The 26595-nt window shown below is 69.3% G+C and carries 27 protein-coding genes, 1 tRNA gene, 1 pseudogene and 1 riboswitch; of the genes and pseudogenes, 18 read left to right on the forward strand and 11 right to left on the reverse strand.

Features of this window, described 5'->3' with window-relative positions; genetic code table 11:
* The first annotated feature begins 73 nt into the window (after nucleotides 1–73).
* Nucleotides 74–185: riboswitch (TPP riboswitch) on the forward strand.
* A complete protein-coding gene (locus tag AW274_RS09420; RefSeq protein ID WP_062430664.1) occupies nucleotides 177–1544 on the forward strand; it encodes a purine-cytosine permease family protein in 1368 nt (455 codons plus the stop codon). (Overlaps the previous riboswitch by 9 nt.)
* On the opposite strand, the gene AW274_RS42600 is transcribed toward AW274_RS09420, so the two are convergent.
* The 3 genes from AW274_RS42600 to AW274_RS09435 all read right to left on the reverse strand — a co-directional run bounded on the left by AW274_RS42600 (nucleotide 1509) and on the right by AW274_RS09435 (nucleotide 3613).
* Nucleotides 1509–2180 carry a hypothetical protein gene (locus AW274_RS42600; protein ID WP_198169108.1) on the reverse strand — a complete coding sequence of 224 codons (672 nt, stop codon included), beginning with the start codon at nucleotides 2178–2180 and terminating at the stop codon, nucleotides 1509–1511. The two genes, AW274_RS09420 and AW274_RS42600, sit on opposite strands and share 36 nt — an antisense overlap.
* Nucleotides 2180–2947: a bestrophin-like domain gene (locus AW274_RS09430; RefSeq protein ID WP_062431838.1), complete on the reverse strand. Its 768-nt coding sequence runs from the start codon at nucleotides 2945–2947 to the stop codon at nucleotides 2180–2182. Before AW274_RS09430 ends, AW274_RS42600 begins: the two co-directional genes overlap by 1 nt.
* A 96-nt stretch (nucleotides 2948–3043) precedes the next feature.
* Nucleotides 3044–3613 (reverse strand): methylated-DNA--[protein]-cysteine S-methyltransferase, encoded by a 570-nt coding sequence (locus AW274_RS09435; protein WP_062430666.1) that lies wholly within the window; start codon nucleotides 3611–3613, stop codon nucleotides 3044–3046.
* An 88-nt stretch (nucleotides 3614–3701) separates the two neighbouring features.
* On the opposite strand from AW274_RS09435, the gene AW274_RS09440 reads away from it, so the two are divergent.
* Together AW274_RS09440 and AW274_RS09445 are read left to right on the forward strand one after the other, a co-directional pair.
* Entirely contained in the window at nucleotides 3702–5594 is a 1893-nt protein-coding gene (locus AW274_RS09440; protein WP_062430667.1) for a PAS domain S-box protein, read from the forward strand.
* Between the two features lie 158 nt (nucleotides 5595–5752).
* The gene (locus AW274_RS09445; RefSeq protein ID WP_062431840.1) at nucleotides 5753–6184 is read left to right on the forward strand and encodes an ATP-binding protein; all 432 of its coding nucleotides are present in this window, start codon (nucleotides 5753–5755) and stop codon (nucleotides 6182–6184) included.
* Here AW274_RS09445 and yidC read toward each other — a convergent pair.
* The 3 genes from yidC to AW274_RS41185 form a co-directional block, all read right to left on the reverse strand.
* Nucleotides 6181–6840, reverse strand: a complete 660-nt coding sequence (gene yidC, locus AW274_RS09450) for a membrane protein insertase YidC (protein ID WP_232320051.1) — start codon at nucleotides 6838–6840, stop codon at nucleotides 6181–6183. The two genes, AW274_RS09445 and yidC, sit on opposite strands and share 4 nt — an antisense overlap.
* A gap of 62 nt (nucleotides 6841–6902) precedes the next feature.
* On the reverse strand, nucleotides 6903–7136 hold the full coding sequence (locus AW274_RS09455; RefSeq protein ID WP_062430669.1) for a hypothetical protein: 234 nt from the start codon (nucleotides 7134–7136) through the stop codon (nucleotides 6903–6905).
* 3 nt (nucleotides 7137–7139) lie between these two features.
* The gene (locus AW274_RS41185) at nucleotides 7140–7301 is read right to left on the reverse strand and encodes a hypothetical protein (RefSeq protein ID WP_198169109.1); all 162 of its coding nucleotides are present in this window, start codon (nucleotides 7299–7301) and stop codon (nucleotides 7140–7142) included.
* A 51-nt stretch (nucleotides 7302–7352) separates the two neighbouring features.
* Between AW274_RS41185 and AW274_RS09460 the strand changes: the two genes are divergently transcribed.
* The gene (locus tag AW274_RS09460; protein ID WP_157519948.1) at nucleotides 7353–7994 is read left to right on the forward strand and encodes a winged helix-turn-helix domain-containing protein; all 642 of its coding nucleotides are present in this window, start codon (nucleotides 7353–7355) and stop codon (nucleotides 7992–7994) included.
* Here the strand turns inward: AW274_RS09460 and AW274_RS09465 are convergent.
* Nucleotides 7976–8365 (reverse strand): hypothetical protein, encoded by a 390-nt coding sequence (locus tag AW274_RS09465; protein ID WP_062430670.1) that lies wholly within the window; start codon nucleotides 8363–8365, stop codon nucleotides 7976–7978. The genes AW274_RS09460 and AW274_RS09465 overlap by 19 nt on opposite strands.
* Nucleotides 8366–8529: 164 nt before the next feature.
* Here AW274_RS09465 and AW274_RS09470 point away from each other — a divergent pair, with 164 nt between their 5' ends.
* The 3 genes and pseudogenes from AW274_RS09470 to mptB form a co-directional block, all read left to right on the forward strand.
* Nucleotides 8530–8877, forward strand: a complete 348-nt coding sequence (locus AW274_RS09470) for an STAS domain-containing protein (RefSeq protein ID WP_030455225.1) — start codon at nucleotides 8530–8532, stop codon at nucleotides 8875–8877.
* Entirely contained in the window at nucleotides 8874–9623 is a 750-nt protein-coding gene (locus AW274_RS09475; protein WP_062430671.1) for a glycosyltransferase family 2 protein, read from the forward strand. Before AW274_RS09470 ends, AW274_RS09475 begins: the two co-directional genes overlap by 4 nt.
* 96 nt (nucleotides 9624–9719) lie before the next feature.
* Nucleotides 9720–10403 (forward strand): annotated as a pseudogene (mptB, locus tag AW274_RS43190) (polyprenol phosphomannose-dependent alpha 1,6 mannosyltransferase MptB); the annotation flags it as partial.
* Between the two features lie 502 nt (nucleotides 10404–10905).
* On the opposite strand, the gene AW274_RS41880 reads toward mptB, so the two are convergent.
* Nucleotides 10906–13068: a hypothetical protein gene (locus AW274_RS41880; protein ID WP_062430673.1), complete on the reverse strand. Its 2163-nt coding sequence runs from the start codon at nucleotides 13066–13068 to the stop codon at nucleotides 10906–10908.
* A gap of 113 nt (nucleotides 13069–13181) precedes the next feature.
* On the opposite strand from AW274_RS41880, the gene AW274_RS09490 reads away from it, so the two are divergent.
* From AW274_RS09490 to serS, 4 genes are all read left to right on the forward strand, one after another.
* Entirely contained in the window at nucleotides 13182–14279 is a 1098-nt protein-coding gene (locus AW274_RS09490) for a glycosyltransferase 87 family protein (protein WP_232320052.1), read from the forward strand.
* 22 nt (nucleotides 14280–14301) lie between these two features.
* Nucleotides 14302–14760 (forward strand): DUF4446 family protein, encoded by a 459-nt coding sequence (locus AW274_RS09495; protein ID WP_062341803.1) that lies wholly within the window; start codon nucleotides 14302–14304, stop codon nucleotides 14758–14760.
* A 106-nt stretch (nucleotides 14761–14866) separates the two neighbouring features.
* The gene (pheA, locus tag AW274_RS09500) at nucleotides 14867–15793 is read left to right on the forward strand and encodes a prephenate dehydratase (protein ID WP_062430675.1); all 927 of its coding nucleotides are present in this window, start codon (nucleotides 14867–14869) and stop codon (nucleotides 15791–15793) included.
* A 10-nt stretch (nucleotides 15794–15803) separates the two neighbouring features.
* Nucleotides 15804–17066, forward strand: coding sequence for a serine--tRNA ligase (gene serS, locus AW274_RS09505; RefSeq protein ID WP_062430676.1), 1263 nt, complete (start codon nucleotides 15804–15806; stop codon nucleotides 17064–17066).
* 59 nt (nucleotides 17067–17125) lie between these two features.
* On the opposite strand, the gene AW274_RS09510 is transcribed toward serS, so the two are convergent.
* Complete coding sequence (locus AW274_RS09510; protein WP_030455233.1) at nucleotides 17126–17329, reverse strand: cold-shock protein; 204 nt, start codon at nucleotides 17327–17329, stop codon at nucleotides 17126–17128.
* Nucleotides 17330–17569: 240 nt separating this feature from the next.
* Here AW274_RS09510 and AW274_RS09515 point away from each other — a divergent pair, with 240 nt between their 5' ends.
* Nucleotides 17570–18379: an HAD family hydrolase gene (locus AW274_RS09515; RefSeq protein WP_062430677.1), complete on the forward strand. Its 810-nt coding sequence runs from the start codon at nucleotides 17570–17572 to the stop codon at nucleotides 18377–18379.
* 127 nt (nucleotides 18380–18506) lie between these two features.
* Here AW274_RS09515 and AW274_RS09520 read toward each other — a convergent pair whose 3' ends face one another.
* Nucleotides 18507–19016, reverse strand: a complete 510-nt coding sequence (locus tag AW274_RS09520) for a bacterial proteasome activator family protein (protein WP_062430678.1) — start codon at nucleotides 19014–19016, stop codon at nucleotides 18507–18509.
* A gap of 5 nt (nucleotides 19017–19021) precedes the next feature.
* A complete protein-coding gene (locus AW274_RS09525) occupies nucleotides 19022–19981 on the reverse strand; it encodes an NAD(P)H-quinone oxidoreductase (RefSeq protein ID WP_062430679.1) in 960 nt (319 codons plus the stop codon).
* 115 nt (nucleotides 19982–20096) lie between these two features.
* Between AW274_RS09525 and AW274_RS39040 the strand changes: the two genes are divergently transcribed.
* The 6 genes from AW274_RS39040 to AW274_RS09560 all read left to right on the forward strand — a co-directional run bounded on the left by AW274_RS39040 (nucleotide 20097) and on the right by AW274_RS09560 (nucleotide 26570).
* The gene (locus tag AW274_RS39040; RefSeq protein WP_232320053.1) at nucleotides 20097–22106 is read left to right on the forward strand and encodes a MinD/ParA family ATP-binding protein; all 2010 of its coding nucleotides are present in this window, start codon (nucleotides 20097–20099) and stop codon (nucleotides 22104–22106) included.
* A gap of 79 nt (nucleotides 22107–22185) precedes the next feature.
* A tRNA-Ser gene (locus tag AW274_RS09535) sits at nucleotides 22186–22274 on the forward strand.
* A 341-nt stretch (nucleotides 22275–22615) separates the two neighbouring features.
* Nucleotides 22616–23863 (forward strand): hypothetical protein, encoded by a 1248-nt coding sequence (locus AW274_RS40120; RefSeq protein ID WP_157519950.1) that lies wholly within the window; start codon nucleotides 22616–22618, stop codon nucleotides 23861–23863.
* 488 nt (nucleotides 23864–24351) lie between these two features.
* The gene (locus AW274_RS09550; RefSeq protein ID WP_232320054.1) at nucleotides 24352–24744 is read left to right on the forward strand and encodes a GntR family transcriptional regulator; all 393 of its coding nucleotides are present in this window, start codon (nucleotides 24352–24354) and stop codon (nucleotides 24742–24744) included.
* Nucleotides 24741–25598, forward strand: coding sequence for an ABC transporter ATP-binding protein (locus AW274_RS09555; protein ID WP_062430683.1), 858 nt, complete (start codon nucleotides 24741–24743; stop codon nucleotides 25596–25598). The genes AW274_RS09550 and AW274_RS09555 overlap by 4 nt, the downstream gene beginning before the upstream one ends.
* A 3-nt stretch (nucleotides 25599–25601) precedes the next feature.
* Nucleotides 25602–26570 (forward strand): ABC transporter permease, encoded by a 969-nt coding sequence (locus AW274_RS09560; protein ID WP_062430684.1) that lies wholly within the window; start codon nucleotides 25602–25604, stop codon nucleotides 26568–26570.
* Nucleotides 26571–26595 lie beyond the last annotated feature (25 nt).

Consider the following 26595-nt stretch of genomic DNA (forward strand, 5'->3'; position numbering starts at 1 on the left):
CCCGGGGGTGGTCGAAGCCCGGCGCATGATGCATCATGTGGGAGCGAACCGGGATGATCCCGGCTAGCGACAACCTAAGAACCGCGGGAGCTCGGGCGTAACCGGGCTGAGAGGGCGACCAGCGTCGCCGACCGCATGAACCTGTCCGGGTAATGCCGGCGTAGGGAGCGTGTGTGATGACAGCCGTCGTCGATTCCGAGGCCCCGCTCACCCTTCACGAGGCTCCGCCGAAGACTCTCGGCCTGCTCGATCAGGGTGCACTGTGGGCCAACCTCGGAGTGTCACTGCTCGGGTTCTCAGGAGCGATCGCGCTCGTCAATCCTCTCGGCGACCGTCCGCTGAGCTTCGTCGCGGCCCTGACGGCCGCCGTGGTGGGCAGTCTCATCGGTACGGCCATGGTCGGCCTGGCCGCCATCCCGGGCACCCAGACGGGGGCTCCGGCGATGATGCTGCTCAGAGGGCTTTTCGGGGCGCGGCTCTCCTATCTCCCGAGCGTGCTGAACATCATCCAGATGCTGGGCTGGGGGGCGTTCGAGCTCTGGGTCATCGCCCAGGGCGCGCAGGCCATCGCGGGGCAGTTCGGCGTCACCGTGCCGTATGCGGTGTGGGTGGTCATCGCGGGGGTGATCACGACGGCGCTCACGATCAAGCCGCTGGGGGCGGTGCGCATCCTGCGGCGGTACGTCACCGTCGGCGTCGTCGTGGCGATGGTCTACTTCGCGTACGAGCTGATCTCCCGAGGACCCTCGCTGGGGGCCGGATCGTGGGAGGCGTTCACGCCGGCCGTCGATTACGTCATCGCGCTGAGCGTGTCGTGGGTGCCGCTGGCGGCCGACTTCTCGCGGTTCTCGCGGAGCTCGCGGGCGGCGTTCGGCGGGGTGGTCGGCGGTTACACGATCGCCCAGGTGTCGTGCCTGGCGCTGGGGATCGCCGCGCTGGCGCTGGTCGGGAACGACACGAACAAGGTGTGGGACCCGTTCGTCACCGCGTCGCTCGGCGCGGTCTTCTTCGGGATCCTGGTGCTGCGGGAGACCGACCAGTCGTTCGTGAACGTCTACTCGGTGACGATGTCGCTGCAGAACCTGATGCCGAGGGTCGACCGGCGCATTCTCTCGGTCGTCATCGGGGTGCTGGTCACGCTGCTGGCGATCTTCGTGAGCGCGGACACGTACTCGGCGTTCCTGGGGATCATCGGGGCGGTGTTCGTGCCGATGTTCGCCGTGCTGGTGGTCGACTACTTCCTGCTCGGCGGGTCGCGCGGATGGGACACCTCCGACCACGCGCCCTCGCGGTGGCTGATGACGGTGCCCTGGCTGCTCGGGTTCGCCACCTGGTGGATGCTCGGCGCGCTGCCCGACATCGAGTGGTGGGCGGCCATCTGGACGTCGGCGCGGGAGGCCCTCGGGTTCACCCCCGCGCCCTGGATGAGCGCCGCGCTCGGCTCGTTCCTGGTCGCCGCGCTGGTCACGCTGGCGATCGGGGCCTCACGCGGCGCTCGGCCGCGACGGCTATCTGATGCGGGTGAAGGCCACCGCCGCGGCTGACGCGATCACGGTCGACAACACGACCATGAACAGCACCGACTTCAGCGGGTTCTCCCGCTTCGGCGGGGTGGCCACGGCCGCGACCCTCGGCTTGCGCGGCTCCGGCGTGGCGGCCGGGGTCGGCTTGGGACGCGGAGACGGCTTCTTCGTGGTCGGGGCCGGTTTCGGCAGACGTACCGGAACGACCCTGGCCGGGCGCTCCACCCTCGGCGTCGGCTCCTTCACCGGAGGCGGCGGCGGGGGTGGGGGCGGCGGTGGCGGAGGAGGCGGCGGTGGCGGTTCCTCGGCCGGCGGCGGTGGCGGCGGTTGCTCCACCTCCGGTTCCTCCGGCGGGGGCGGCGGTGGTTCCTCCTCGGCCGGCGGTGGCGGAGGCGGCGGCTCCTCCTCAGCAGGAGGCGGTGGTGGAGGCGGTGGCGGCGGTGGTGGCGGCTGCTGGCCGCACGGCGGCTGCTGGAGGACGCCGACCCCCAGCTCCACGTCGATGACCACTCCGACCTGGACGCACACGCCCACGCCCGGACCCACGTCGAGGCCCACCCCGAGGATGTCGTCGGCCGTCGCCGCCGGGGCCGAGGCCACCGTCAGGGTCGACAACATCAGGAAGCCCAGTGCGGCGGCGGTGATGCGGCTGTTCATCAGCTCAACCCCGATATGCGGCCGAATTCGGCCAGCGCGCTGGTGAACGCGTCGGGCTTCACGGCCAGCCCGCCGTCGAACACGTGGACGATGTCGAACGCCATGTAGATGCCGACCCCCAGCAGCGCCGCCATGGCCAGCATCGGCAGCAGCGCCATCCCCTTCGGCCGGGCCCCGGCCAGGAACGGGAAGACCAGCACGATCAGGCCGGTCACCACGGTCAGCACCAGCAGGATCGTCGGGGGCGTCGCCCCGGCGTCGGCGGCGCGCTGCCGCCTCGACGAGCTCAGCTGGGAGATCTGGTCCATGACGGCCGCCTTGGCGTCCTCCTGGTCTTCGCCGTCGACGATCAGACCGGACACCTGGGCGCGCAGCGTGTTCAGGCGGGTGGTGCCCTCGGTGCTGAGCTGGCCGTCGGCCATCAGCGGCCACTCCTGGTCGACCACGAAGCCGACGTAGTCGCGCAGACCGGCCTGGATCTGGATGGCGGACGGGCCGGGCAGCTCGTTGGCGGCCCAGTAGGCCTCCACGGCCGACTGGCTCTCGGTGTAGGTGTTCTGGCGGGCCGAGTCGGCGGTCGTCCACGGCACCACGATCGCGATGGCGAAGACCAGCAGGAACAGCGCCGACAACATCGACCCGGCGTGACCGACGGACGGGCCGCCCGGGTCGGAGTCTTCACTTCCGGCGCCGAAGCGCCGGAACAGGAACGCCGACAGTGCCACCACGGCGATCGCCGACCCCACGGCGACGATGAACCCCAGCATGACCACTCCCCACTAGTGACCTGGTGATTGCTCGGCGTGAGATTACTATCACATTGAGTGATCACAGGTTTACCGTGTGGGGACAGACACGTTGCGCTAAGCGATTTCCATGGTCAGCAGCAGTTCTTTGGCGGCTTTTCCACCGGCGTACGCCCCCGGCGACCCCGGCCCCTCGATCACCCGGTGACACGGAACCAGGAGGCAGACGGGGTTCTCGGTGACCGCGTTGGCGACCGCGCGCAGCGCCTGCGGGCGGCCGATGCGGGCGGCGACCTCGGCGTAGGTGGTGGTCGTGCCGTAGCGGACCGAGGTGATCATCTGGAGCACGCTGCGGGCGAAGGCGGTCGCCAGGCGGAGGTCGAACGGCAGGGTGAAGGTCCGCAGCCGGCCGTCGAAGTAGGCGTCGATCTCCCGCTTCAGCGGGTCGAGGCGCTTGGAGTCGTGGCCGATGAACGACCCGACCTCGCGGTAGACGCGTTCGTAGACGGCGTGTTCGTCGTCGAATGTGGTGGCAATCACACCCTTCGCCGTGACGGCCAGCACGAGCCGCCCGGCGGAGGTGTCGTGGGTGCCGAAGGCGATGTCGGGTGCCGATTCCCCTACGTACGTGGGCGAGGTGACCCGGAGCAGTGCCTCCAGGTCGCCCGATGCGGCCGACGCGTCCATGGCACTTCCCTTCCCCGGGTTCGAGGGCAGCGTAGCGGAGCATTGGAAAAGGTCATGATCACGATCGGAAAAGCGGCACGATGGACCCGTGGAATGTGACCACTGGGACAAACGTGATGACGAGGACGAAGGGATCGCGCGGGCGGTAGTCGCCAGCGCGGCCGATGCCATCGTCGCCCTCGACCGCGATCTGTCGGTGGTCACGTGGAACCCGGCCGCGGAGCGGCTGTTCGGCTGGCCCGCCGACGAGATCCTCGGCCGCCGGCCCCCCTTCGTGCCCGAGGAGCTGATGGCCGAGCACAACGCGGTGCTCGAACGGGTGCGCACGGGTGGCACCGTACAGCTGAGAACCCGCAGGTTCCGGCGCGACGGCACGCTGATCGAGGTGCAGGCCGACATCAGCGGGCTGCGCACGCCCTCGGGCGCGTTGCTCGGCTACGTGGGCGTCTACCACCAGCGCGACGACAACGAGGCCGCGCGGGCCCGGTCGGTGCGCCGCGCCCAGCTGGTCCGCCGCCTCACCGACGTCGTCGGCGACATCAACGCCGAACTCGACCAGAACGTGGTGCTCGACCGGATCGCCGGCTCGCTGACCGAGCTGACCGGGGCCGACGCGGGCGGGTTCGTGCTGATCGACGGCGAGAAGCTGCGGCTGGTCAGCTCCCACCGGCTGCCCGAGGGCATGAAGGGCGCCACCGCCGACCTGGGCAGCAGCCTGGTCGGCAAGCTGCTGCGCACCGGCAAGCCGGTGATCCTGGAAACCGGGCCCGAGGGCCTGCAAGACCTCATCTGGGCCCAGCTCGACGGGCTGCACACCATCGCGGTCGGCATCGCCGCCGTCGGCGGGCGGCCCTACGGCGCCCTCTACGCCCTGTTCGCCCGGCGCAAGCCCGGCCACGTCGAGCTCGAACTGCTCGAACTGCTCGCCGGGCACGCCGGCATCGCGGTCGGCAACGCGGTGGCCTACCAGGACGCGATCAGGCAGCGGGCGCACGAACGCGCGGTCTTCGACGCCAGCGCCGACGGCATCGCCGTGCTCAGCGAGAGCGGCACGGTCATGCGCTGGAACCCCAAGGCGGCCGAGCTGACCGGCTACGCCTACGAGGACGTGATCGGCAAGCCCTCGCCCTTCGACCTGCCCGCCCCCGGCGAGAAGCTGACCTTCCAGCTCGAATCGGGCCGCTGGCTCGACGTGCTCTGCGCGACCATCCCCGAGACCGGCGAGATCGTCGCCGACTTCCGCGACATCACCAGCGCCAAGGAGCTGGAGGAGGCCAAAGATCTGTTCCTGGCCACCACCAGCCACGAGCTGCGCACCCCGATCACCGTCGTCACCGGCTTCGCCAGCACCCTGGCCGACCGCTGGGACAAGCTCTCCGACGCCGACCGGCGGGCCCACGTCCACACGATCGCCGAACGGGCCAAGTCGCTCGGGCGGCTGATCGACCACCTGCTGCTCGGCGCCCGCGCCGGCGCGGCCGAGCCGTCGGTCCGCGACGAGGCCTTCGACCTGGCCGAACGGGTGCGGGCCGCGACTCTGGGGTTGCCGGTGCTCTCCGACCGCCACCGCGTCGAGGTGCGGGTGCCCGACGACCTTCCCCTGGTACGCGGCGACGCGCTCGCCACCGACATACTGCTCGACCAGCTGCTGGAGAACGCCTTCAAGTACTCCCCCGACGGGGGTCTCATCCAGGTGTCGGCCTGGTCGGAGGAGTCCCGGGTGGTCCTCACCGTCGACGACGAGGGCATCGGCATCGCCCCGTCAGACCGGGAGCGCGTCTTCGAGCGGTTCGTCCAGGGCGAGAGCGGCGACCGCCGCCGGTTCGGCGGGGTGGGGCTGGGTCTCTACATCGTCCGGAGCCTCGCGCGGGCCCAAGGAGGGGAGGTGGCCGCACTGCCTCGACCCGAGGGTGGTACACGTATGCAGTTCGTGCTGCGCAGAGAGGGGTTTGTCACCGCACCCGACACACCGGGGCGGTAAGGCCGGGGTAACACCGAAGCTGACCTATTGTCCAATGTGCACAAGCTGTAATCAGTGCTCGGTTTCCACGGTCAGCGAACGGGGCATTTCGGTCTTACTGGGGTGACCATCTTCAGGGGGTTCGGGAGAACGGGGAGGTGAGTGCGTCGAGCGTCGTCATGCTGCCGTACGCTCTGTCGAGCGTGGCTGTGGCGCGTCAACGCCTCAGCGCCGACCTGCTCGCTTCCGGGGTTTTCGAAGCGGCGGTCGACGACACGGTCCTGGTGATGAGCGAACTGTTGAGCAATGCCCTACGCCACGCACACCCCCTCGCGTCTGGGCAGCTCAGAGTCACATGGGCCTGTGGTGACGGACATGTGGAAGTGGCCGTGAGCGACGGTGGGGCGACCACCGAGCCGCGTGCCGGAAGGCCTACCCTCTCGTCTCTGGGGGGCCGGGGGCTCGGCATCGTCGAGTTCCTGGCAGAGCGCTGGGGAGTACGCCACGAGGGCGAGACGACGACTGTTTGGGCCATCGTCCACGCCCCGCAGCCTGCCCGAAAAGGGCAGTCAGGTGAGTCCGAAATAAGCGCACTGCGCGAAGTCGTCTAAACGGCGAGTAGTCGCCGTTCGGTCGTCGTCCATGCGGTGCTGATCAGCAGGTAGACGCCGGCCGCGAACGGCAGGAACGCGGCGGCGAGCACGGTCCCGTAGGGAAGCAGTTTCAACAGCCCGCTTCCCGGCATTTCAGGCGTCCCGATCACCAGTCGGGACGACTGCCAGGCCACCAGTGCGATCAGCACGAGGAGGCCGACGAACACCAGGGTGGGCCCGCCGAACAATCCGGAGTGGGCGACGACCGCCCCGAGGTGCTCACTCAGGGGCACCGACAGCGCGCTGTGGGTCATCAGGACGTTCTGCTGCCCGGCGATCACCGGGTGGCTGAACAGGTTGTACAACACGAACACGAACGGGATCTGGGCCAGGCCCGTACCGACGCCCGCGAACATCGACGTGCCGGCGCCGGCGTAGAGGGCCTGGACCTCCCTGGCCATGCGCTCCGGGTCGTTGGCATGGCGTTTGCGGAGTTTCGCCAGGTCGGGGGCGAGCTTCTGGCGGACGCGCTGGATCTTCGCCTGGCGGATCCCCAGGGGAAGCAGGGCGAGCCGGACCAGCAGGGTCAGCAGCACGATCGCCGGGGCGGCGCCGATCAGGCCGGCCAGCGCCGCCGTGGCGTCGTAGGCGGGGCCCAGGATGAAGTCGAACACGATTCAGGAACCTTTCGTCGGTTTTCGGGAATGACGAAGGCGCCCTTGCCGATCAAAGGCGATCAGCGGGGCGCCGGGGTTCCTGTCGGAGCTCTCGACCGGGTGCGGCCCGGTGAATTGGGGCGGCGGAGCCGTACAAGAACGGCTTCGACGCCCGCGCCGAGCGGCGCGTGCGCGACGTGCGGCGCTGCGGACAGCAGCCGCAGCGCCCACGCGACGAGCAGCAGGCCCAGCACGGCGAGGAACGCGATGCCACCGGGCATCGCGAGCGCGCCGAGCAGGGCCTGGACGAACATGTGTTACTTCTTGCCCACCAGCGTGATCACACCGACCACGACCGCCGCGATCAGCGCGACGATAAGGAGGAACTTCAGCGTCGCGAAGAGCGCGGGGATGACGAATCCGATCACCAGCCAGATGGCGAGGAAGATCCCCACGACCGCCAGAACAGTACGGGTCATGGCCAACAAACTACGCGTTCGGCGATCGCCGTGCGACCTAGTCTTTGGTGCGTGACCGTCATTCTCGTGGTCGACGACGACCCCGCCGTGGCCGAGGTCGTCGCACGCTATCTCGAACGTGACGGCCACGAGGTCGAACGTGATCCCCTGGCCCTCACCGGGCCGCCCGATCTGCTCATCCTGGACATGAACCGGCTCGCCGTCGGCCGCGAGCTGCGGGCCCGCTGGCCGGTCCCGGTGATCATGCTCGGCGAGGCCATCGACCTGGCCGTCGACCTCGACGCCGACGCCGACGACTACGTCACCAAGCCCTTCAGCCCCCGTGAGCTGGCCCTGCGGGTCGCCGCGGTGCTCCGCAGAGCCCGTGGATCGATCGTGCCGGCCGGAACCGGGGTGCTGCGCGACGCCGACCTCGTCGTCGACGTCGGCGCCCGCCACGTGCGCCTGGGCGACGCGGAGGTCACCCTGACCGCCCGCGAGTTCGACCTGCTCGTCTACCTGCTGCGCAACCCGCGTCAGGCGTTCAGCCGCACCGACCTGCTCGACCGGGTCTGGGGCTGGGCCTTCGGCGACTCCTCGACGGTCACCGTGCACGTGCGTCGCCTGAGGGAGAAGATCGAACGCGACCCGACCGACCCCGGCCGCATCATCACCGTGTGGGGCGTCGGTTACCGCTACGAACCCATGTCGTGACCGATCGAGAACGCCTCGGTGATCGCCCGGAACGTCGGGCACGGCCAGCGCCACATGCAGCTGCGGCACCGCAGGATCGGATGGGCCGTGTCACTCGTGATGCCGCCCGCGTCGCGCGGCTGGTGGAGGTCGATCAGCCGCAGCGACAACTCGGAGAAGGCCAGCAGATCGTCTCGGGACGCTTCCAGGAAGTCGAGGTCGGTCGAGGCGAGCCGCGTCTTGATCGGTACGAAGCCCTCACGGTTCAGCAGGTATCGCAAAGGTCTGACCGCGTCACGCCATGAACTCGCCTTGTCGGTGCGGATCTGGATGACTTCCAGCCGCTCACGAAGCCGCCGTCTCTGTGGATCTTCGGGAAGTTCCGTGTTCATGAGCGCCGCTCCTCCTCGGGCTCCGGCGGGAGCCGGTTCCATAGCGTCAAGCTTCGCGCACTCTGCGTTTACATGGGACCGAAATCGGGGACAAAGGGCGGACGACTCTTCGGTAATCCCAGAGGAACGTGACCCAGCGCCCGACCGGCGCTAGTGTGCGCGCTGTGGAGCTCAAAGTCTCGACTCGATCGCATGCGGGTCACGCTGTGATGGCCGTAATCGGAGAAATCGACCTCTATACCGCGCCTCGCCTGCAGTCGGAGTTCACCCGAGTGCTCGAAGAGACCGCGCTTGACCGGGTCGTCATCGACATGTCCGGCGTGGAGTTCTGTGACTCCACCGGCATGAACGTGCTGCTGTCCGCTCTCAAGCGGCTCAAGGAACGCGGCGGCGTGCTGGAGGTGGCCGCACCACGTCCGGCTGTCCGTAAGATCCTGCAGGTCACCGGTCTCGACTCGGTGTTCACCGTGCACGAGAGCGTGCCCGCGGAGCTGGCCAACCCGACCGGATGAGCGACCTTTCCCCCCGCTCGGACACCGCGGTCGTCATCCCGGCCAAAGACGAGGGCGACCGCATCGCCACGACGGTGGCCGCCGCCCTGCGCCTGCCCGGCGTCTCGATCGTCCTGGTGGTCGACGACGGCTCGTCAGACGAGACCGGGCGGGTGGCGCGCGCCGCCGGCGCCCGCGTCGTGCGCCACAGCCGCAACCGGGGCAAGGCCGCGGCCATGGAGAGCGGCGCGGAGGCCGTGCGCCTGCTCGACGAAGACTGCAACCTGCTCTTTCTCGACGCCGACCTGGGGGAGACGGCCGCCGCCGCGGCCCCCCTGATCGGACCGGTCCGCGACGGCATGGCCGACATGACCATCGCGACCTTCACCACCCGCGTGAAACTCGGCGGCCACGGCGTCGTGGTCAGGGTCGCCCGCGACGGCATCAAACGGCTGACCGGCTTCGACCCGGCGCAACCCCTCAACGGCCAGCGCTGCCTGACCCGCGCGGCGTTCGAGGCGGCCCGGCCGCTGGCGGCCGGCTTCGGCGTGGAGACCGGATTGACGATCGACCTCGTCCGGAAGGGCTTCCGGGTGAAGGAGGTCGAGGTGGAGATGGCCCACCGCGCCACCGGCACCGACTGGCGGGCCCAGCTGCACCGGGCCAAGCAACTGCGCGACGTGTCGCGGGCGCTGGCGGCCCGGGAGCCGACGGTGGTCAAGGCGATGGAGACGATCGAGGGCCTGCGGCCGAACACGCGTCCTTAGGCGCGGGTGACGTGCGGCTCTAGGCTTCTCGGCGTGGAGCGTGTGGTTGCGGGCAGGCTGGCCGTCGGGTGTGTGGCGGCGGCCCTTGGGCTGACGGTGCTGCTGGCCCTGCTCGGGCCGTCGGCGCTGCAGCCCCGGCTGACCGGGGCCGGGTGGTTGCCCTTCTTCGTCGACGCCGGGTTGCCCGGCTGGACCGCGATCGGGCTCGCGGCGGCGGTGGTCGTGTTCGGGACCATCGGGACTCTGCTGGGGCTCTATGGCACACCCTCGTTGCGGGTGCTGCGGTGGCTGGGCGTCGGGGCGGTCGTGCTGCTCGCCTTCCTGCCGCCGATCGGGTCGTCCGACCATCTGAACTACGCCGCCTACGGGCGGCTCGTGACTTTGGGGCATGACCCTTATTCGGTCACGCCTGACCGAATACCCGGTGACCCGGTTCTCGGGGCGGTCGAGGAGTGGGCCTCGACGCCGAGCGTCTACGGTCCCGTCACGACCGGGGTGCAGGCGCTGGCCAGCTTCATCGGCGGCGACTCCGTTCGGCTGACCGTGTTCGTGATGGCGCTCGTCAACGCCGCCGCCTTCCTCGCCGTCGCCTGGATGCTCGGGTCACGCGGGGTGGTTCTCTGGACGGCCAATCCGCTGGTCGTCCACCACCTCGTCGGCGGCATGCACGCCGACACCCTCGCCGTCGCCTTCGTGGTCGCCGCGCTCGTCACCCGGTTCAAGGGCGTCTTCCTCGGCCTGGGGGTCGCGGCCAAGGTGACCGTGGGGGTGGCCGCGCTCGGCGTCGCCTGGGAACTGCGCAGGAACCTGGGCCGGTTGGCGCTGGTCGCCGCGACCGCGCTGGCGGTGTCGGGGGTGGCCTACTGGCTCGCCGGACCCCATTCGCTGGGCCAGGTGCTCAACGCCAGCAAGATGGTCTCGCTCGCGACGCCGTGGAGCGTGGTCAAGGCCGGGCTGCAGACGGTGGTCGGCCCGGGGTCCTACCAGGTCTGGATCCAGATCGGCTCGCTGCTGCTGTTCGCCGCGCTGGCCGCGCTGCTGCTGCGGGCGCTGGCGCCGCTCGACGCCGCGCGGGTCGCCGTGGCGTTCTCGGTCGCGTGGTTGTTCGCCACGCCCTACGCGCTGCCCTGGTACGACGGGCTGGCGTTCGCGCTGCTCGCGCTGGTGCCCCGGTCGTGGCTCGACTACGTCCTGGTCGCCCGGATCGCGTTGTTGTCGCTGGCCTACCTGCCGGCGCGCCAGTTCGACCAGCCCGCCGGGTCGGAGTGGCTGGTCGACGTGGTCAGGTCTGAGCTCGTTCCGTGGGCGCTGCTCGCGGTGGTGGTGTTTCTGCTCGTACGGCTGCCGCGAGGGTCAGCGGTACGGCCACCGTCAGTGCCATCGCCGGAATCGCGATCCCCGAGTCGTTGATCAGGAACCCCACGAACGCCGCCGTCAGCGCGCCGATCAACCCGGCCCGCAGCTCCGGGGCCTGCTCGTAGGCCACGCTCAGCGCGGCGACCTTCATCTCGCGCGGCCGGGCCAGCACGAGGAACAGGAACGCCACCGCGACCAGCGAGAGCAGGGTCAGCGGCCAGTTGCCCAGGGTGCCGAGCATCGCGCCGAGCTTGCGCGCCAGCACCCCGCCGGCCTCGCCGTCGATGACCTGCTGGACGAACGCGCCCAGGTGGGTGCGCTGCTCGGCCGGTCTCGACCAGTCGGCCAGCGCGATCGCCGTGATGAGCGCCGCGCCGCCGACGGCGATCAGGGCCAGCCGGGTCACCGACACCCGCAGGCCCGCCAGGAGCAGCAGGAACACCGCGAAACCGAGCACGAACGACGGCACCCCGCCGAAGTCGGCCCCCCAGGAGGGCCAGCCGTCGGCGGCGATGGCGAGCAGGCCGTACAGGCCGCAGAAGACGAACGCGGGCCCGCGGCGGCGGATGAAGTGCGCGGCGGCGGCCAGGAACAGGATCGTGCCGGTCGAGTAGACGGCGAAGGCCATGTTGCCGAAGCCGTAGAACCGGCCGCCGGTGACGGGCTCGTAGCCGGTGACCGCGTTGACCTGCAGGTGCGAGCCGGTCATGACGTCGAGCAGCAGCGCGACCGACGACACGCCCGCCACCACGCCCAGCGGCCCGAGCACGTCGCGCCGCCACGGACCCGCGAACGCGACCCCCGCGATGAGCAGGGCGAAGCCGAGGATCGTGCCGACCAGCGCGGGCATCGGATGGGCGACGCTCCACCACGGCACGAGCTGCGCCAGGAAGGTCGAGATCGGCACCGCGCCGCTGATCACGCCGACGATCATCATGGCCCGCCCGGCGCCCGCGACCTGACGGCGCATGATGTACGACGCGACGGCGTAGAAGAGCACCTGGATCATGACCAACGCGAAGAAGAACGGCTCCCGCACGTCCCTGAGAACCTGGCTGGCAAGATCGTCGTCGGCGAGGGCCTGCGGATCGGCGGGCGCGGTCGTGGACGTCCAGGCGCGGCCCACGACGCCGTCGGGGACGGGCAGGCCGAGGGCGGTCAGCGCGGTCGCGGTCAGGTCGGTGATGGTGACCAGGCCGACCTGCCGGGTCGACGACGCGGTCAGCAGCCCCGTCCCGAACCCGGGACCCTTGGCCATGGCGACGTGCAGGTGCGCGCCGGGACGGGCGTCGGAGATGCCGCCGACCAGGATCGTGGCCCCGGCGGGGACCTTGGCGAGGATGGCCCCCACGGTCGCGTCGGCGGCGGCGACGGCCTGGTCGCGTCCGCGGTCGCTCAGTCCGGCGGCGAGCCAGGCGTCGGAGATCTCCGGGGCCTCGGTGACGATGAGCTGGTAGCCGGCGGGGTCGAGATCGGCGATGCTCTCGAACCAGCTGGTGGCGGCTCCGGACCGGTCGGCGGCGGCCAGCAGCGCCCCCCGGCCCACCGCGACGGTCTGGCCGCCCGCGTCCTTCACCGCCTGGCCCAGGGTGCCGATCCCGGCCTGGAACGACGAGTCCTCCTGGAGCGCGAGGAGCGCCGGCCAGTCGGGCACCTCCCTGCCCCGGGGTTCGACAGGCGGCGCGCAACCCGGCGAGGCGGCCCGCTGCCCGGCCGAGACGGTCAGCCAGCCCGCGACCGGGCACGTGACACCCCGGCCTTCGAGCGGGACCGCGCGGGTCGAGAGCGAGGCGTTCGCGGAGCCTTCGGCGAGCTTCCACAGGTTGGGCGTTCCCGAGGGGCTGAGGTCGGCCCACTCCAGACCGGGGACCCCGATGATCACCACCTGGCCCTGGGGCGCGGCGAGCGCGGTTCCCGGCAGGCAGAAGGCCCCGGCGAAGAAGGCGACGAACAGAACCCAGACGATCCGGTGGATCAGCGGTCGCCTCCTGGCCCGGATCGTTGCTGTGTGACTCTTCAGAAGGGCGTGGTCGCCTGCGGTGTCCGGAGCGGGTCCCCGTGCGGCCTCGATTGTGGAGGGGTCGTGCACAGGGTCTCCTTCCCCGCGGTCGGTCGGCGGGCTAAACGGTAGCCTGCCTGGTCGTGGGAAGCGTTGCGCGGAGTCGGACGAGCTGGTGGCCGCTGGCGGGCCTGCTGCTGGTGGTGGCCGCGGCCGCGCCGCTGGTGCACTACTGGCTGACCAACCCCGACGACCAGCGGCTCGTCGACCTCGACGTCTACCGCCTCGGCGGGCAGGCGCTGCTCGACGGGCTGCCCGTCTACGGGGTGGTCACCCCGGCGCCGCAGCTGCTGCCGTTCACCTATCCGCCGATCGCGGCCATGTTCGCGGTGCCGCTCGCGCTGCTGTCGTGGCCGGTGCTCCAGTGGGTCTGGACGGCGGCCATCGTCGCGACGCTCGTCGCCGTCGTCTGGGTGGCCTTTCCCGAGCAGCGGAAATGGTTGCCGCTGGTCACGATCGCGTGCCTTTACCTGATGCCCATCCGCGACCAGATCAGGTTCGGTCAGGTCGATCTGTTCCTCGTCGCGTTGTGCCTGTTCGACGTCGTGGTCAAACGCCCCTGGTGGCCGCGCGGCATTCTCATCGGCATCGCGACGGCGGTGAAGCTCACGCCCGGCGTGTTTCTCATCCTCTTGCTGCTGGTGGCGTGGCGGAAGCCGTACCGGAATGAGGAAATGAAAACGTTCCTCACGGCCTCGGGAACGGCGGCCGTCCTGACGGTCATTCCGTTTCTGGTGATTCCGCGGGACGCCGTCGACTTCTGGTTCGGGGCGCTGCTCGATTCGGAAAGGCTCGGGGCCAATACGGCGACCACGAATCAGTCGATGCGCGGGATGCTGCTGCGCCTCTACTGGCCCGATGCGCTGACCACCGTGCTCTGGCTCGCCGCCGTCGCCTTTATCGGCTGGTACGGCTTCCGCGCCGCCTGCCGCCATTACCTCGACGGCGACCTGCTGACCGCGACGGCGCTCACCGGTTTGATGGCGGTGCTGCTTTCGCCCGTCGCCTGGATTCACCATCTCGCCTGGATCGTGGTCGTGCTGGCGGCGCTGCCGGAACTCCGGCAGAAGGCGGTCGCCTGGGTCTATTACGTGCTGCCGATCCCCTGGTGGGGGGCCTACATCAAGATGTGGGAGATCCCCGTGTTGTCGCCGACGCTGGGGAAGATCGTGCAGAACGCGTTCGGGCTCGGGGCCGTCGCCCTGGTGTTCATCCTTGCCCGAACCCGGGCGAAACCGTGACCGCGCCATTACGCTCGGTCGCGTGCTGGTTACCGCTTTCGTGATCGTCGGGCTGCTCGCCGGGTTCACCGGGGTCGTCATAGGGCTCTATTCGCTGCGCAACGCGCGGGCCGCCGTCCAAGACTGCCTCGACGTGCTGGCCAGGCGGGCGGCGGTCGAGGGGGTCGTCGACACCAAGGCGATCCGCGACGTCGCCGTCTTCCGCTACGACGCCCTGGAGGAGATGACCGGGCGGTTGTCGTTCTCGGTCGCGCTGATCAACGGGCTGGGCGACGGGATCGTGCTCACGTCCATCAACGGGCGGACCGAAACCCGCACCTACGTCAGGGCCCTAAGGGGCGGCAAGGGGCTCCAGCCGCTCTCTCCGGAGGAGGAGCAGGCGGTGCGGGCCGCGCGGCTCGGCCTGGGGCCCGAAGTCGAGGCCGCCGACGGTGACCTGCTGCGACCCGCCGGAGGGCTCTGGAGCAACTCCGCCCGCTGAGCTCGCCTGTCTCCTGGCGGATTCATGGCGGAGACACGGCCAACCTGCGGTCGTCTGTGTCTCCTTTTCCGCATACACCACCCCCGCCTGTGGCTAACCTGGTGTTATGTCAAAGCTCGCCTATCTGGGCCCCGAGGGCACCTTCTGTGAGGCCGCCCTTCGTGAACTGGCGCCCGAGGCCGAGCGCCTGCCGTGCGCCAACGTGAGGGCCGCGCTCGACGCGGTCCGCAAGGGTGAGGCCGAAGGGGCCGTCGTGCCCCTCGAGAACTCGCTCGAAGGCGGCATCGCCCAGACGCTCGACGAGCTCGCTTGGGGGCAGCCGCTGCTGATCGTCGCGGAACTGTTGCTGCCGGTCGAGTTCTCCCTTCTCGTCCGTCCGGGCACCGAGATGCGGCAGATCAAGCGCATCTTCACCCACCCCGCCGCGCACACCCAGTGCCGCGACTTCATCGACCGGGAGATCCCGGGCGCCGTGGTCGTCCACGCCTCCTCGACCGCCGGCGCGGCCCAGGAGATCGCCAACCCCGAGTCCCCCTACGACGCCGCCATCGGGCCGGCCATCGCGGGTGAGATCTACGAACTGACCGAGCTGGCCTCCGACATCGGCGACCGCAACGACACGGTGACCCGGTTCGTCCGGGTCGCGCCCCCCGGGACGCTGCCCGAGCCGACCGGCGCCGACCGTTCGTCGATGGTGGCTTTCCTGCGCGACGACCACGCGGGCGCGCTGCTGGAGATGCTCTCCGAGTTCTCGGTACGCGGCGTCAACCTGACCCGCATCGAGTCGCGGCCGACCGGTGACGGCATCGGCAGCTACTTCTTCCACTTCGACTGCGAGGGGCACATCGCCGAGGCGCGGGTCGGAGAGGCGATCTCGGGGCTCCACCGCATCTCCGGCGATCTGCGCTTCCTCGGGAGCTACCCCCGGGCCGACAAGGTGCCGACGCAGGTCAAGCGCGGCACGGCCGACCCCGATTTCGCCGAGGCCGCCGGGTGGCTAAGCCGAATGCGGGCAGGCTCCGTGCAACGGTAGCGTTTGCCTTGTGATTGACCTGCGAACCCTACGCGAAGATCCCGACCGGCTGCGCGCCTCGCAGCGCGCCCGCGGGGAGGACGACACCGTCGTCGACACGCTGCTCTCCCTCGACGAGCGTCGTCGCAGTGCGCTGGGCTCCTTCGAGTCCCTGCGCGCCGAGCAGAAGAACGTGGGCAAGTCGGTCTCCAAGGCGTCCGGCGACGAGCGGCAGGCGCTGCTCGACCGGGCGAAGGATCTCGCGGCGCAGGTGAAGGCGGCCGAGGCGGAGGCCGAGCAGCTCGGCGCCGAACTCGAGGCCATGACGATGGCGGTGCCCAACATCGTCGACCCGGCCGCGCCCGTCGGCGGCGAGGACGACTACGTCGTCCTCGACCACGTGGGCACCCCCAGGGAGTTCGACTTCACCCCACGCGACCACCTTGAGCTGGGCGAACTGCTCGGCGCGATCGACATGGAGCGGGGCGCCAAGGTCTCGGGCTCGCGCTTCTTCTTCCTGCGCGGCGCCGGGGCCCGGCTCCAGCTCGGGCTGCTCAACATGGCCATGCAGCAGGCCGTCGAGGCCGGCTTCGTGCCGATGATCACCCCGGTGCTGGTCAAGCCCGAGTCGATGCAGGGCACCGGCTTCACGATCGCCCACGACAGCGAGATCTACCGGCTGCCCGAAGACGACCTCTACCTGGTCGGCACCTCCGAGGTGCCGCTCGCGGCCTACCACGCCGACGAGATCCTCGACGGCTCCCAGCTGCCCTACCGCTACGCCGGCTGGTCGTCGTGCTTCCGCCGGGAGGCCGGGTCGTACGGGAAGGACACCCGCGGCATCATCCGGGTGCACCAGTTCGACAAGGTCGAGATGTTCTCCTACTGCAAGCCGGAGGATTCGGCCGAGGAGCACCAGCGGCTGCTCGCGTGGGAGAAGCAGATGCTCGACAAGTGCGAGCTGCCCTACCGCGTCATCGACACCGCCGCCGGCGACCTCGGCATGTCGGCCGCCCGCAAGTTCGACTGCGAGGGCTGGATCCCCAGCCAGGGGCGTTACCGCGAACTCACCTCGACCTCGAACTGCACCGAGTTCCAGGCCCGCCGCCTCAAGGTGCGTTTCCGCGACGAAGACGGCAAGCCTCGCGTGGTGTCGACGCTGAACGGCACACTCGCGACCACCAGATGGATTGTGGCGATTCTCGAGAACCACCAGCAGGCCGACGGTTCGGTCGTGGTTCCCAAGGCGCTGCGGCCCTTTGTGGGGCTCGACGTTCTCGAACCCGTCAAATAACACGACGAAGGCCGGGGTTCTTCTTTCGAAGAGCCCCGGCCTTCGCCGTTGTCAGTGGTCTAGAGGGCGCGGACCTGCGAGGCCTGCGGACCCTTCGGGCCCTCGGTGACCTCGAACTCCACCCGCTGGCCGTCTTCCAGGTTCCGGTAACCGGAACCGGTGATGGCCGAGAAGTGCACGAACACGTCCGGCGCGCCGCCGTCCGGGGCGATGAAGCCGAAGCCCTTTTCAGCGTTGAACCACTTGACGGTTCCCTGAGCCATTAACGCTCTCCCTAAGGAAGTGAATCTTGGGGCACACACCTCGTGAGCCCCGGTGTGTCGCACAGCTCCCCGGGTGGCTCATAACAGTCAAGCTGGTTTTCGCTAGCGGGAACAGCTAATACAACGCGTTCACATCTAACACTATGTCGACCCCCCGGTGTTCCAAGTCCGGGGGAGAATTCTTGTCCTGAGATCCCCCTGACCGGGGCGTCTCGGGGACAGGGCAAACTGGGAGCTGTTATGGCCCCACCGCGCCTCATCGCCACCGACCTCGACGGCACCGCTCTGCGCTCCGACGGCACCATCTCGGCCCGCACCGCCGCCGCCTTCGCCTCCGTCGAGGACTCCGGGGCGACCCTGGTCTTCGTCACCGCCCGCCCGCCCCGCTGGATGACGACCGTCTCCCACGTCGTCAACCACCGAGGGCTGGCCATCTGCGCCAACGGCGCGCTCCTTTACGACCTGCACACCGAGTCGATCGCCGACGCCCACCTGATGCCGTCAGAGGTGGTGGCCGAAACGGTCGACCTGCTGCGGGCCGCCGTGCCTTCGCTGGCCTTTTCCGTCGAGTACGAGGACGGCTACGCCTACGAGGGCGATTTCCCCCTGGGCGGCTGGGACCTGCGTTTCGGCGACGGCCGGCCGCCCGTTCCCTCGGTCCTCGGCCGTTCGTGCGCGAAGCTGCTCGCCTACCACGACACGATGGACGCCGACGATCTCTACGAGCAGGTCGTGGCGTTGGTCGGGGGCCTGGTGACGCCCACGCACTCGAGCGGACGGGCGCTGATCGAGATGAGCGCACTGGGGGTGACCAAGGCGACCGCCCTGGCCCGCTTCGCCGAACGCAACGGGATCGCGCCCGGGGAGGCGGCGGCGTTCGGCGACATGCCCAACGACCTGCCGATGCTGAGCTGGGCGGGCACGTCGTACGGGGTCGCCAACGCCCATCCCGACGTGCTGGCGGCGGTCGACGAGGTGACGGCGGCCAACGACGACGACGGGGTGGCCTTGGTCCTCGAACGCCTGTATGGGGGCGCTTCGGCGGCCTGAGGGCGCATGGTCCGGTCGTGGGCAGGTGGTTCCTGCTTCGCCGGCACCCTTGGGGCGGGCGATGTCACGAGATTTCGCCCGATCTCGTGTTCGGGCTGGGGGGTCGCCCAGCCCGTACACGAAAGGCTTAGAGGTAGGGGCCTGAGGCGCCGCGGCCGGGGTCGTCCTGGCCGCCCTGCTGGGAGAAGCCGCCCGGGAGGGCGCGGCGCATCTGCTCCAGCTGGGCGCGGGCCGCCATCTGCTGGGCGAACAGGGTGGTCTGGATGCCGTGGAAGAGGCCTTCGAGCCAGCCGACCAGCTGGGCGTGGGCGACGCGGAGCTCGGCCTCGCTGGGCGGGGTGCCGTTGGCGTCGGTGAACGGGAGGGAGAGGCGCTCGAGTTCGTCGACGAGTTCGGGGGCCAGTCCGTCTTCGAGCTCCTTGATCGAACTCTGGTGGATCTCCATGAGACGCTTGCGGCTGGCCTCGTCGAGCGGGGCCGCGCGGACCTCTTCGAGGAGCTGGCGGATCATGCTGCCGATCCGCATCACCTTCGCGGGCTGTTCCACCAGGTCGGCGACCGACCGCTCCTCGCCGTCCGGGGCCTCTTCGCCTGCCGGAAGAACCACGATGTGTGGAGTGCTCTCGTCAGCGTTCATGTCTCTCAACCTACTAGCAGGATCTTGCCGATGTGGTCGCCGGCTTCGAGCATGCGGTGGGCCTCCGCAGCGTGTTCCATCGGTATCTCAGCGTGGACGATCGGGTTGATCGCACCCGCGCTGACCAGCGGCCACACGCTGTCGGCCACGCCCCGGCAGATGGCGCCCTTCTCGTCGGGGGTGCGGCTGCGCAGGGCCGCGGCCATGACGGTCGCGCGCTTCTGCAGCAGGGCGGCGATGTCGAGCTCGCCCTTCGTGCCGCCTTGCATCCCGATGATGGCCAGTCGTCCGCCTTTGGCCAAGATCGCGACGTTGGGCTTCAGGTACTTGGCGCCCATGATGTCGAGGATGACGTCGGGGCGGTCATCTACGAGTACTTGGGAAAAATCTTCTTCTCGGTAGTTGATTCCTCTATCCGCGCCGAGCGTTAGGCATCGTTCGAGTTTCGCCTCCGAACCCGCCGTGACGATCACCCGCGACCCGAAGGCCTTGCCGAGCTGGATGGCCATCGTCCCGATGCCGCTGGCGCCGCCGTGGACGAGCAGGGTCTCGCCCTTGCGCAGGCGCGCGGCCATGAAGACGTTCGACCAGACCGTGCACGCCACCTCGGGCAGCGCGGCCGACTCGGCCAGCGAGGTGGGGGCGGGCATCACCTGCTGCCACGGAACTGCCACCTTTTCGGCATATCCGCCGCCGGCCAGCAGGGCGGTGACTTCGTCACCGACAGTGAGACTGTCGACACCCTCGCCGACTTCGGTGATCACCCCAGAACATTCCAACCCGGGAATTTCAGACGCGCCGGGCGGAGGCGAGTAGAGTCCTTGCCGCTGCAGGAGGTCGGCTCGATTCACGGCCGACGCCGTGATCTCAATCACCACCTCACCTCGGGCGGGGACGGGATCCGGCACCCCGCGCCACTCCAGGACCTCCGGTCCGCCGGGGCTTGAAATCACGATCGCACGCATGTGACCTAAAGTAACCGAGCAGCCAACTCGACGGTTGGCCGCGTTCGCCTGTATACGGGGCGCTAATCTGCAATGTGTTTGCTGCCCCTTTAGCCCATCCCGAGGGGGAAACACGGTGGCACGACACGATCGTGAGGATCCCCACTCGCTCGAAGACCAGCTGGCCTGGCTCGACGCGATCAAGGAGATGCCCGACGAGGTCGACATCGCGGTGTCCGCGGTGACGGCGTCGTCGCTTGCTGCGTCCCAGCAGCCTGCGACGCCAACCGACGAGGTGCCTTCGCCATACCCGAAGGACCCATGGCGCTCGGTCCCGGCCGAGCCGGCTCCGTTCCGCGCGGTCGCCGACGTCGACGAGCCGCCCGCGGCCGACAACGGGGTGGAGACGCTCGACCCGCTGCCGTTCACGACGGGCCGGGGAGCGTTCGCCGACTCCCCGGTCGACACCGACTCCTACAACGTCGGCGCTTTCGGCGAACGGCCGCCGGCCGAGCCCGACCTCTCCGACGAGCCGGTACGCGGCTGGCTGGAACCGGCCGTGCCGGTGTCGGACGAGCAGGCCGACTCCGGCCGCTTCCCCCGGCCCGACGCCGAGACGGGCCGCTTCTCGCCCGAGGTCGTCTCCGATCTGGCGACCTACGGCCGCCACGACACCGACCCGGGGACCTTCGGGCTGCGTACCGAGAACGAATCGGACTCCGGCGGTTTCCGGTTCTCCCGCGACACCGACCGGGTCTCCCGCCCCGAGACCGACTCAGGGCCGTTCAAGCTGCCCTCGGAGTCGCGCACCGACAGCGACTCCGGCCGCTTCTCCTGGCCCGGCACCGAGCCCGAGGAGATCCCCGCCCCGGACGACACCGACCCGGGCGACCGCTTCCGGCCCATCCGCGACGCCGAGGAGCCGTTAAGGGGATCCCTGCGGGAGAACCTCAGCACCCCGGCCGAAGCCGCCGCCCCCGCCCCCGGAGAGGCGTTCCGGTCGTCGGCGCGTGAGGCGCTGGACGCGTACACGAGAGAAGTGCAGCCACCGATCTCGGAGTCGCGCGAGATCGCCGAGCGCGAGCCCTACCAGGCGCGCCGCCGCCAGCCCGACAACCTGCCCGCACCGGCCTTCTCCACCCCGTCGCGGGCCCTCGTGCCCCGCACGTCGAAGCCCTCGGCCGACAGCCTCGACCCCGCGACCCTGCTCAAGGGCCGCAAAGACGGCCCGGCCACCGGCTGGCGCCGCGTCGTCTTCAAGGCGACGGCCGGCTTGATAAAGCCCGGCGAGGCGCCCGAGGTACGCCGCCGGCAGGAACTGGTCGCCCGCGCCCGCACCCCCGTCTCGGCGGGCCACCACCGCGTCGCGGTCCTCAGTCTCAAGGGCGGCGTCGGCAAGACGACCACGACCGTGGGCCTCGGCGCGACGCTGGCCCAGGTCCGCGGCGACCGCGTGATCGCCGTCGACGCCAACCCCGACCGTGGAACGCTCTCCGACAAGGTCGAACTGGAGACCTCGGCGACCATCCGTGACCTGCTGAACGAGCGCGGGGACATCCGGCGGTACGTCGACATCCGGGCCTTCACCTCTCAGACGCCCTCGCGGCTGGAGATCCTGGGGTCTGACCGGGACCCTTCGGTGTCCGAAGCCTTCTCCGCCGAGGACTACCAGGCGGTTTCCGCGGTCCTGGAGAACTTCTACTCGATCTGCATCACCGACTGCGGGACGGGGCTGCTGCACTCGGCCATGTCCGGGGTGCTCGGGCTTGCTGACCAATTGGTTCTCGTCAGCAGTCCTTCTGTGGACGGGGCTCGGGCGGCTTCGGCGACGCTGGACTGGCTGGAGGCGCACGACTACGGAGACCTGGTTCGGTCGGCGACTGTGGTGTTGTGCAGTGTGCGGCCTCGGTCGAAGTCGACGGTGGACCTGAAGCGGCTTGAGGCGCACTTCGCGGCTCGGTGCCGGGCTGTGGTTCGGGTGCCTTACGACCCGCACCTTGAGGAAGGGGCGGAGATCGACCTGGAGAGGCTGCAGGAGCCTACTCGGGCGGCGTTCCTTCGGCTGGCTGCTTCTGTGGGGGATGGGTTCGCGGGGGCGCCGGGGATGGGGGAACGGCGGTACTCCGAGATTCCGGATCACATCTAGTGGCGTGGCTCTCCCGTCTTCTGGTGGGGGCGGGAGAGAGTAGGGTTGCGTTCTGTGGTGCCCCTTTGGGGGTGCTGTTGGAGAGCTCGCCTAGTGGACGATGGCGGCGGTCTTGAAAACCGCTAGGGGCGGTGACGTTCCTCGTGGGTTCGAATCCCACGCTCTCCGCCTAGCTTGGAAAACGTGGTCTGACCTGGCCTGACGGGTGGCCTGGGTGATCATTTCTTGGGTATGCAGCCGTGAGCCGTCGTGGGCGGCCCTGCCCCGCTTCGGCCTTCCTAGCCTCGGATCGAGCGTCGTACATCACCGGCGCCGACTACCTGGTGACCTACCGCCTCCATGCGCGCTTGATATGAGGCTCAACCGGAACGTGTTGACCGGGGTCGCGTGACTATTTACGGTGCTTTCGACTCATCGCGCCGGAAGCGGCGCCATCGACACTGACGGGGTGTTCAAAACGGGGGATCGACTTCGCCATGCCTTTAACGGTGCAAATCGGAGGACAGTACATGGCTGCATCAAAGTCGGTAGTCGCCTTACTCCTCATCTCGATCTTCGTAGCTCCAGCTGTTCCACCGGCTCAGGCGCACGAAATCCAAGCGCCCACATCCGAAATCACGGCCAACAGCCTCAAGCGTCCAAATCTCGAACTCTCCAGGGCCCTGGCGGCCGCGGCCACGCCGGGTGCCCGGCGGGCGCCGATCCTCTCGGGAATCCTCCTGGACGAAGCGGGCGAACCCATCAGGGACACCCCGCTGCGCCTGGACCTCGAACCGTCGCGAGAGGTCACCGCCGCCACGGCAGCGGGTGTCGGCGTCGAGGTCATCAAGCTTGACGAGACCACCACTGACGGCAGCGGCGCCTTCACGTTCGACGCCCCGGCGCTGACCTCCCTCGACGGCTACATCGACGCCTCGGGGCGGGTCTCCGTCCTCGTCACCTCCGCGGGCGGGCAGCACGCGGTCATGCGCAGGACGTATTTGTATCCTCCATCGAGAAAAGCGGCACGCTGGCTGAATGCCGGCCCAACCGGTGTGGAATCACCCGTCCGCCGCCTCGCCGCAAGCTCGGGCGCACCCCGTCTGCAACTGACCGGCCATCGCTCCACCACGTCGATTCCCAACCCGGGGAAATACTGCCCCGATGGCTACGGCGGCTACTCCTGGAGGAAGTCGAGCCTCCCGGTCATCAAACGCTGGGTCCCGCTCCAGACCGTGCACACGAGATCGAAGACCACCGCCCTGTACGAGTGGTCGACGACCGCGAAGACCTCAGTCGAGGCGGTGGCCGTCGTCAGCGGCCAAGGCCGTGAGTTCAAGGCCGGATACACGCACGCGCAGACCGTCTCCAGCGGGGTCAAATTCAAGATCGGGACCAACCAGAACGTCCGCCTTCGGGCCGAGTTCGAGTTCAGAACATGGGATCTGGTGTGTGTCGACAACATCACGCTCAAAACCAAGCTCGTTGGAGTCTTCGAGTGGCGCCCGGACCGCTTTACGGGAGGAAACTCAAAGCAGTCTCTCAAGAGCAGCTGGCCCTGCAAGTCGGATAACACCACCCAGATCGGAAGCGACACGTGGGTGTCGCGAGACTCCACCCACACGGCGTCGGCCTCGATAAAGATCGGAAACGTCAGTGTCGGAGCCATTCAGGAGAACGGCAGTTCCTGGAAGATGACCTGGAAGCCCAAGAAGAAGACGAAGATCTGCGGAAACAACGACGTCCCCATCCACGCCGCCCAGGTCCGCGAGAAGTAAATGAAGCATTTAGGACCGCCGCGTCTTCGAATGTGCACGAGATCGAGCCGCCGGCCGCTCGACGGCGCGGCCGGCGCTTCCTGGGCGCCGTTCAAGAAGCCCGCGAAAGGAAGCCCGGGAGAGGTCGCCGGCTTGCTGCTTGCGAACGCCCAAGAGGTGGTGGAGACGGTTGTCCAGTCGGCCGGTCGCGCCGTGGAGGCAGGCGGCGTACGCGATATACGCGAGATGATCTTGTGGTGAGTCTTGATCGCAAATGGGAGGGCTATCATCGCCAATTTCGCGGGGTCTTGAAACCGTCAGGGGATGGTGACGTGCCTCGTGGGTTCTCCGCCTAGCTTGGAAAATGGGCTTATGTCGATTCCAGCCCTCCTTTTCGGCTGATCAGAGACCGTTGACCACATCGCCTGACCTGGTTCCTGGGCCTTGCAGGCATGCTTCTGTGTACTATCTCACTAGTACATTGAGACATGCTGTCATGGAGGTCGTGCGTGTTCGCGTTCCGAGTGCTTGACCGGTCAGGCGTACCGGCCTATCTCCAGCTGGTCGATCAGGTGCGTCGCGGCCTTCTGCTGGGCCACCTTCAGGAGGGCGACCAGTTGCCCACCGTGCGGGCGGTCGCGTCCGCGGTGGTGATCAATCCGAATACCGTGGCCAAGGCCTATCGCGAGCTGGAGCACGCCGGGCTGGCCGTGGCGCGCGCCGGGCAGGGCACCTTCGTCACCGGCAACATCGAGCAGGTGCCCGCCGCGACCTACGCGCGGCTTTCGGGCAGGTTGCGGCAGTGGTTCGCCGACGCGCGGGAGGCGGGGCTGGCCCCCGAACAGGTGCGCGCGATGGTCGACGCGGTCATGGACGACGAGCGGCGCCGGGAGACGGCGTGAGCAGTGACGTCGCTGTTCAGATCGATCGTGTGGGCAAGCGCTACGGCCGTCACTGGGCGCTGCGCGACTGCACATTGTCGCTGCCCGCAGGCCGCATCATCGCCCTCGTCGGGGCCAACGGCGCGGGAAAGACGACCCTGCTCCACCTGGCCATCGGCCTGATGCCGCCCACCGAGGGCTCCGTCTCCCTGCTGGGCACGCCCCTGAAGCCGGGGCGCCCCCAGACCCTGTCCCAGGTCGGGTTCGTCGCCCAGGACCATCCGCTCTACCGAGGGTTCACCGTCGCCGAGATGCTGCGCTACTGCCGCAAGACAAACACCCGCTTCGACCAGGCGGGCGCGGAAGGCCGGTTGCGAGATCTCGGCATCCCGCTCAACCGCAGGACCGGCCGTCTCTCCGGTGGTCAGCAGGCCCAGGTCGCGCTCACTCTCGCGCTGGCCAAGCAGCCGCGCCTACTGGTCTTGGACGAGCCCGTCGCCAGCCTCGACCCGCTGGCCCGCCGTGAGTTCATGAAGACCCTCATCGCCGCGGTGGCCGAGACCGACGTCACCGTCCTGCTCTCCTCCCATGTGGTCACCGAACTCGAACGGATCTGCGACCACATGGTCCTGCTGCGCGGCGGGCGGGTGCGCCTGGCCGGTGACATCGACGACCTGCTGGCCGGGCACCGCGTCCTGACCGGCCCCCGCGTCGACGACGCGGCCCTCGACGGTCTGGTCACCGCCACGCACGGCGAGCGCAACAGCCATCTTCTGGTACGCCAACCGGCCACCGCGCCCACCCATCCCCGATGGGAAGCCCATCCCGTGAACCTGGAGGAACTCGTCCTCGCCTACCTCGAAGGGCAGGACTGACTCGTGCTCTGGGTAACCTGGCGCCAGCACCGCGCCGCCCTGCTGACCGGCCTGTTCCTGCTGGCCGCCGTCACCGTCCCGACCCTCGTCAGCGGCTTCGCCATGCACGAGGAGTACCGCGCCGCCGGGATCGCCGCCTGCCTCACCGATCCCGAAGCCCGCGCGGGGTGCGCGCAGCTCCTCGACCAGTTCACCGCCCACTACGGCCAGTGGGGGAACCGGATGATCTGGGTGACCTTCCTGCCCGCGCTGATCGGCGCCTTCGTCGGCGCGCCCCTGCTGGCCAGGGAGTTCGAGAACGGTACGTGGCGGTTCGCGTTCACCCAGGGCGTCTCCCGCACCCGATGGCTCCTCACGCAACTGACCGTTGTCGGCGCCGCGGCGGCCGTTCTGGCGCTGGCCTGCTCTGTGCTGTTCACCTGGTGGCGCGGGCCCCTGGACGCGATGAGCAGCCCCATGCGCACCGCCGCGTTCACCGTGTCGCCGGGCCTGGTCGCACTCACCCTGTTCGCCCTGGCTCTCGGCCTGTTCGCCGGCGTCCTGCTCCGCCGGACCGTGATCGCCATGGGCCTGACCCTCGCCGTCTACCTCACCGTGCGCATCACGCTGGAGGAGACGCTCCGGCCCCACTACCTGAGCCCCCTGGTCAGGACCGACGCGCAGAAGGCCGCCGACGCGCTGCCTCCGACGGCCTGGGTCGTGGACGAAGGACTCATCACCACCGCAGGCAACCGGCTATCCGACGGCGACGAGAGGAAGATCCTCCAGCAGGTGTACGACGGCGACACGGTCCGCGAGGGCGGCGCCGCCCTCGAACGCTACCTGGCCGAACACGGCCTGCGGCATTACACCGAATACCACCCGGCCGACCGCTACCCGATCATGCTGATCATCGAGATCGGCCTCTACCTCGGACTGGCCTTTGCGCTCTTCGCCGCCGCCGCCTATCTGGTCCGGCGCCGAACCTCCTGAGGCGCGGCCGGGCGGCCCTTTTCGC

This window comes from Herbidospora daliensis (genome assembly GCF_001570585.1).
Classification (GTDB): Bacteria; Actinomycetota; Actinomycetes; order Streptosporangiales; family Streptosporangiaceae; genus Herbidospora; species Herbidospora daliensis.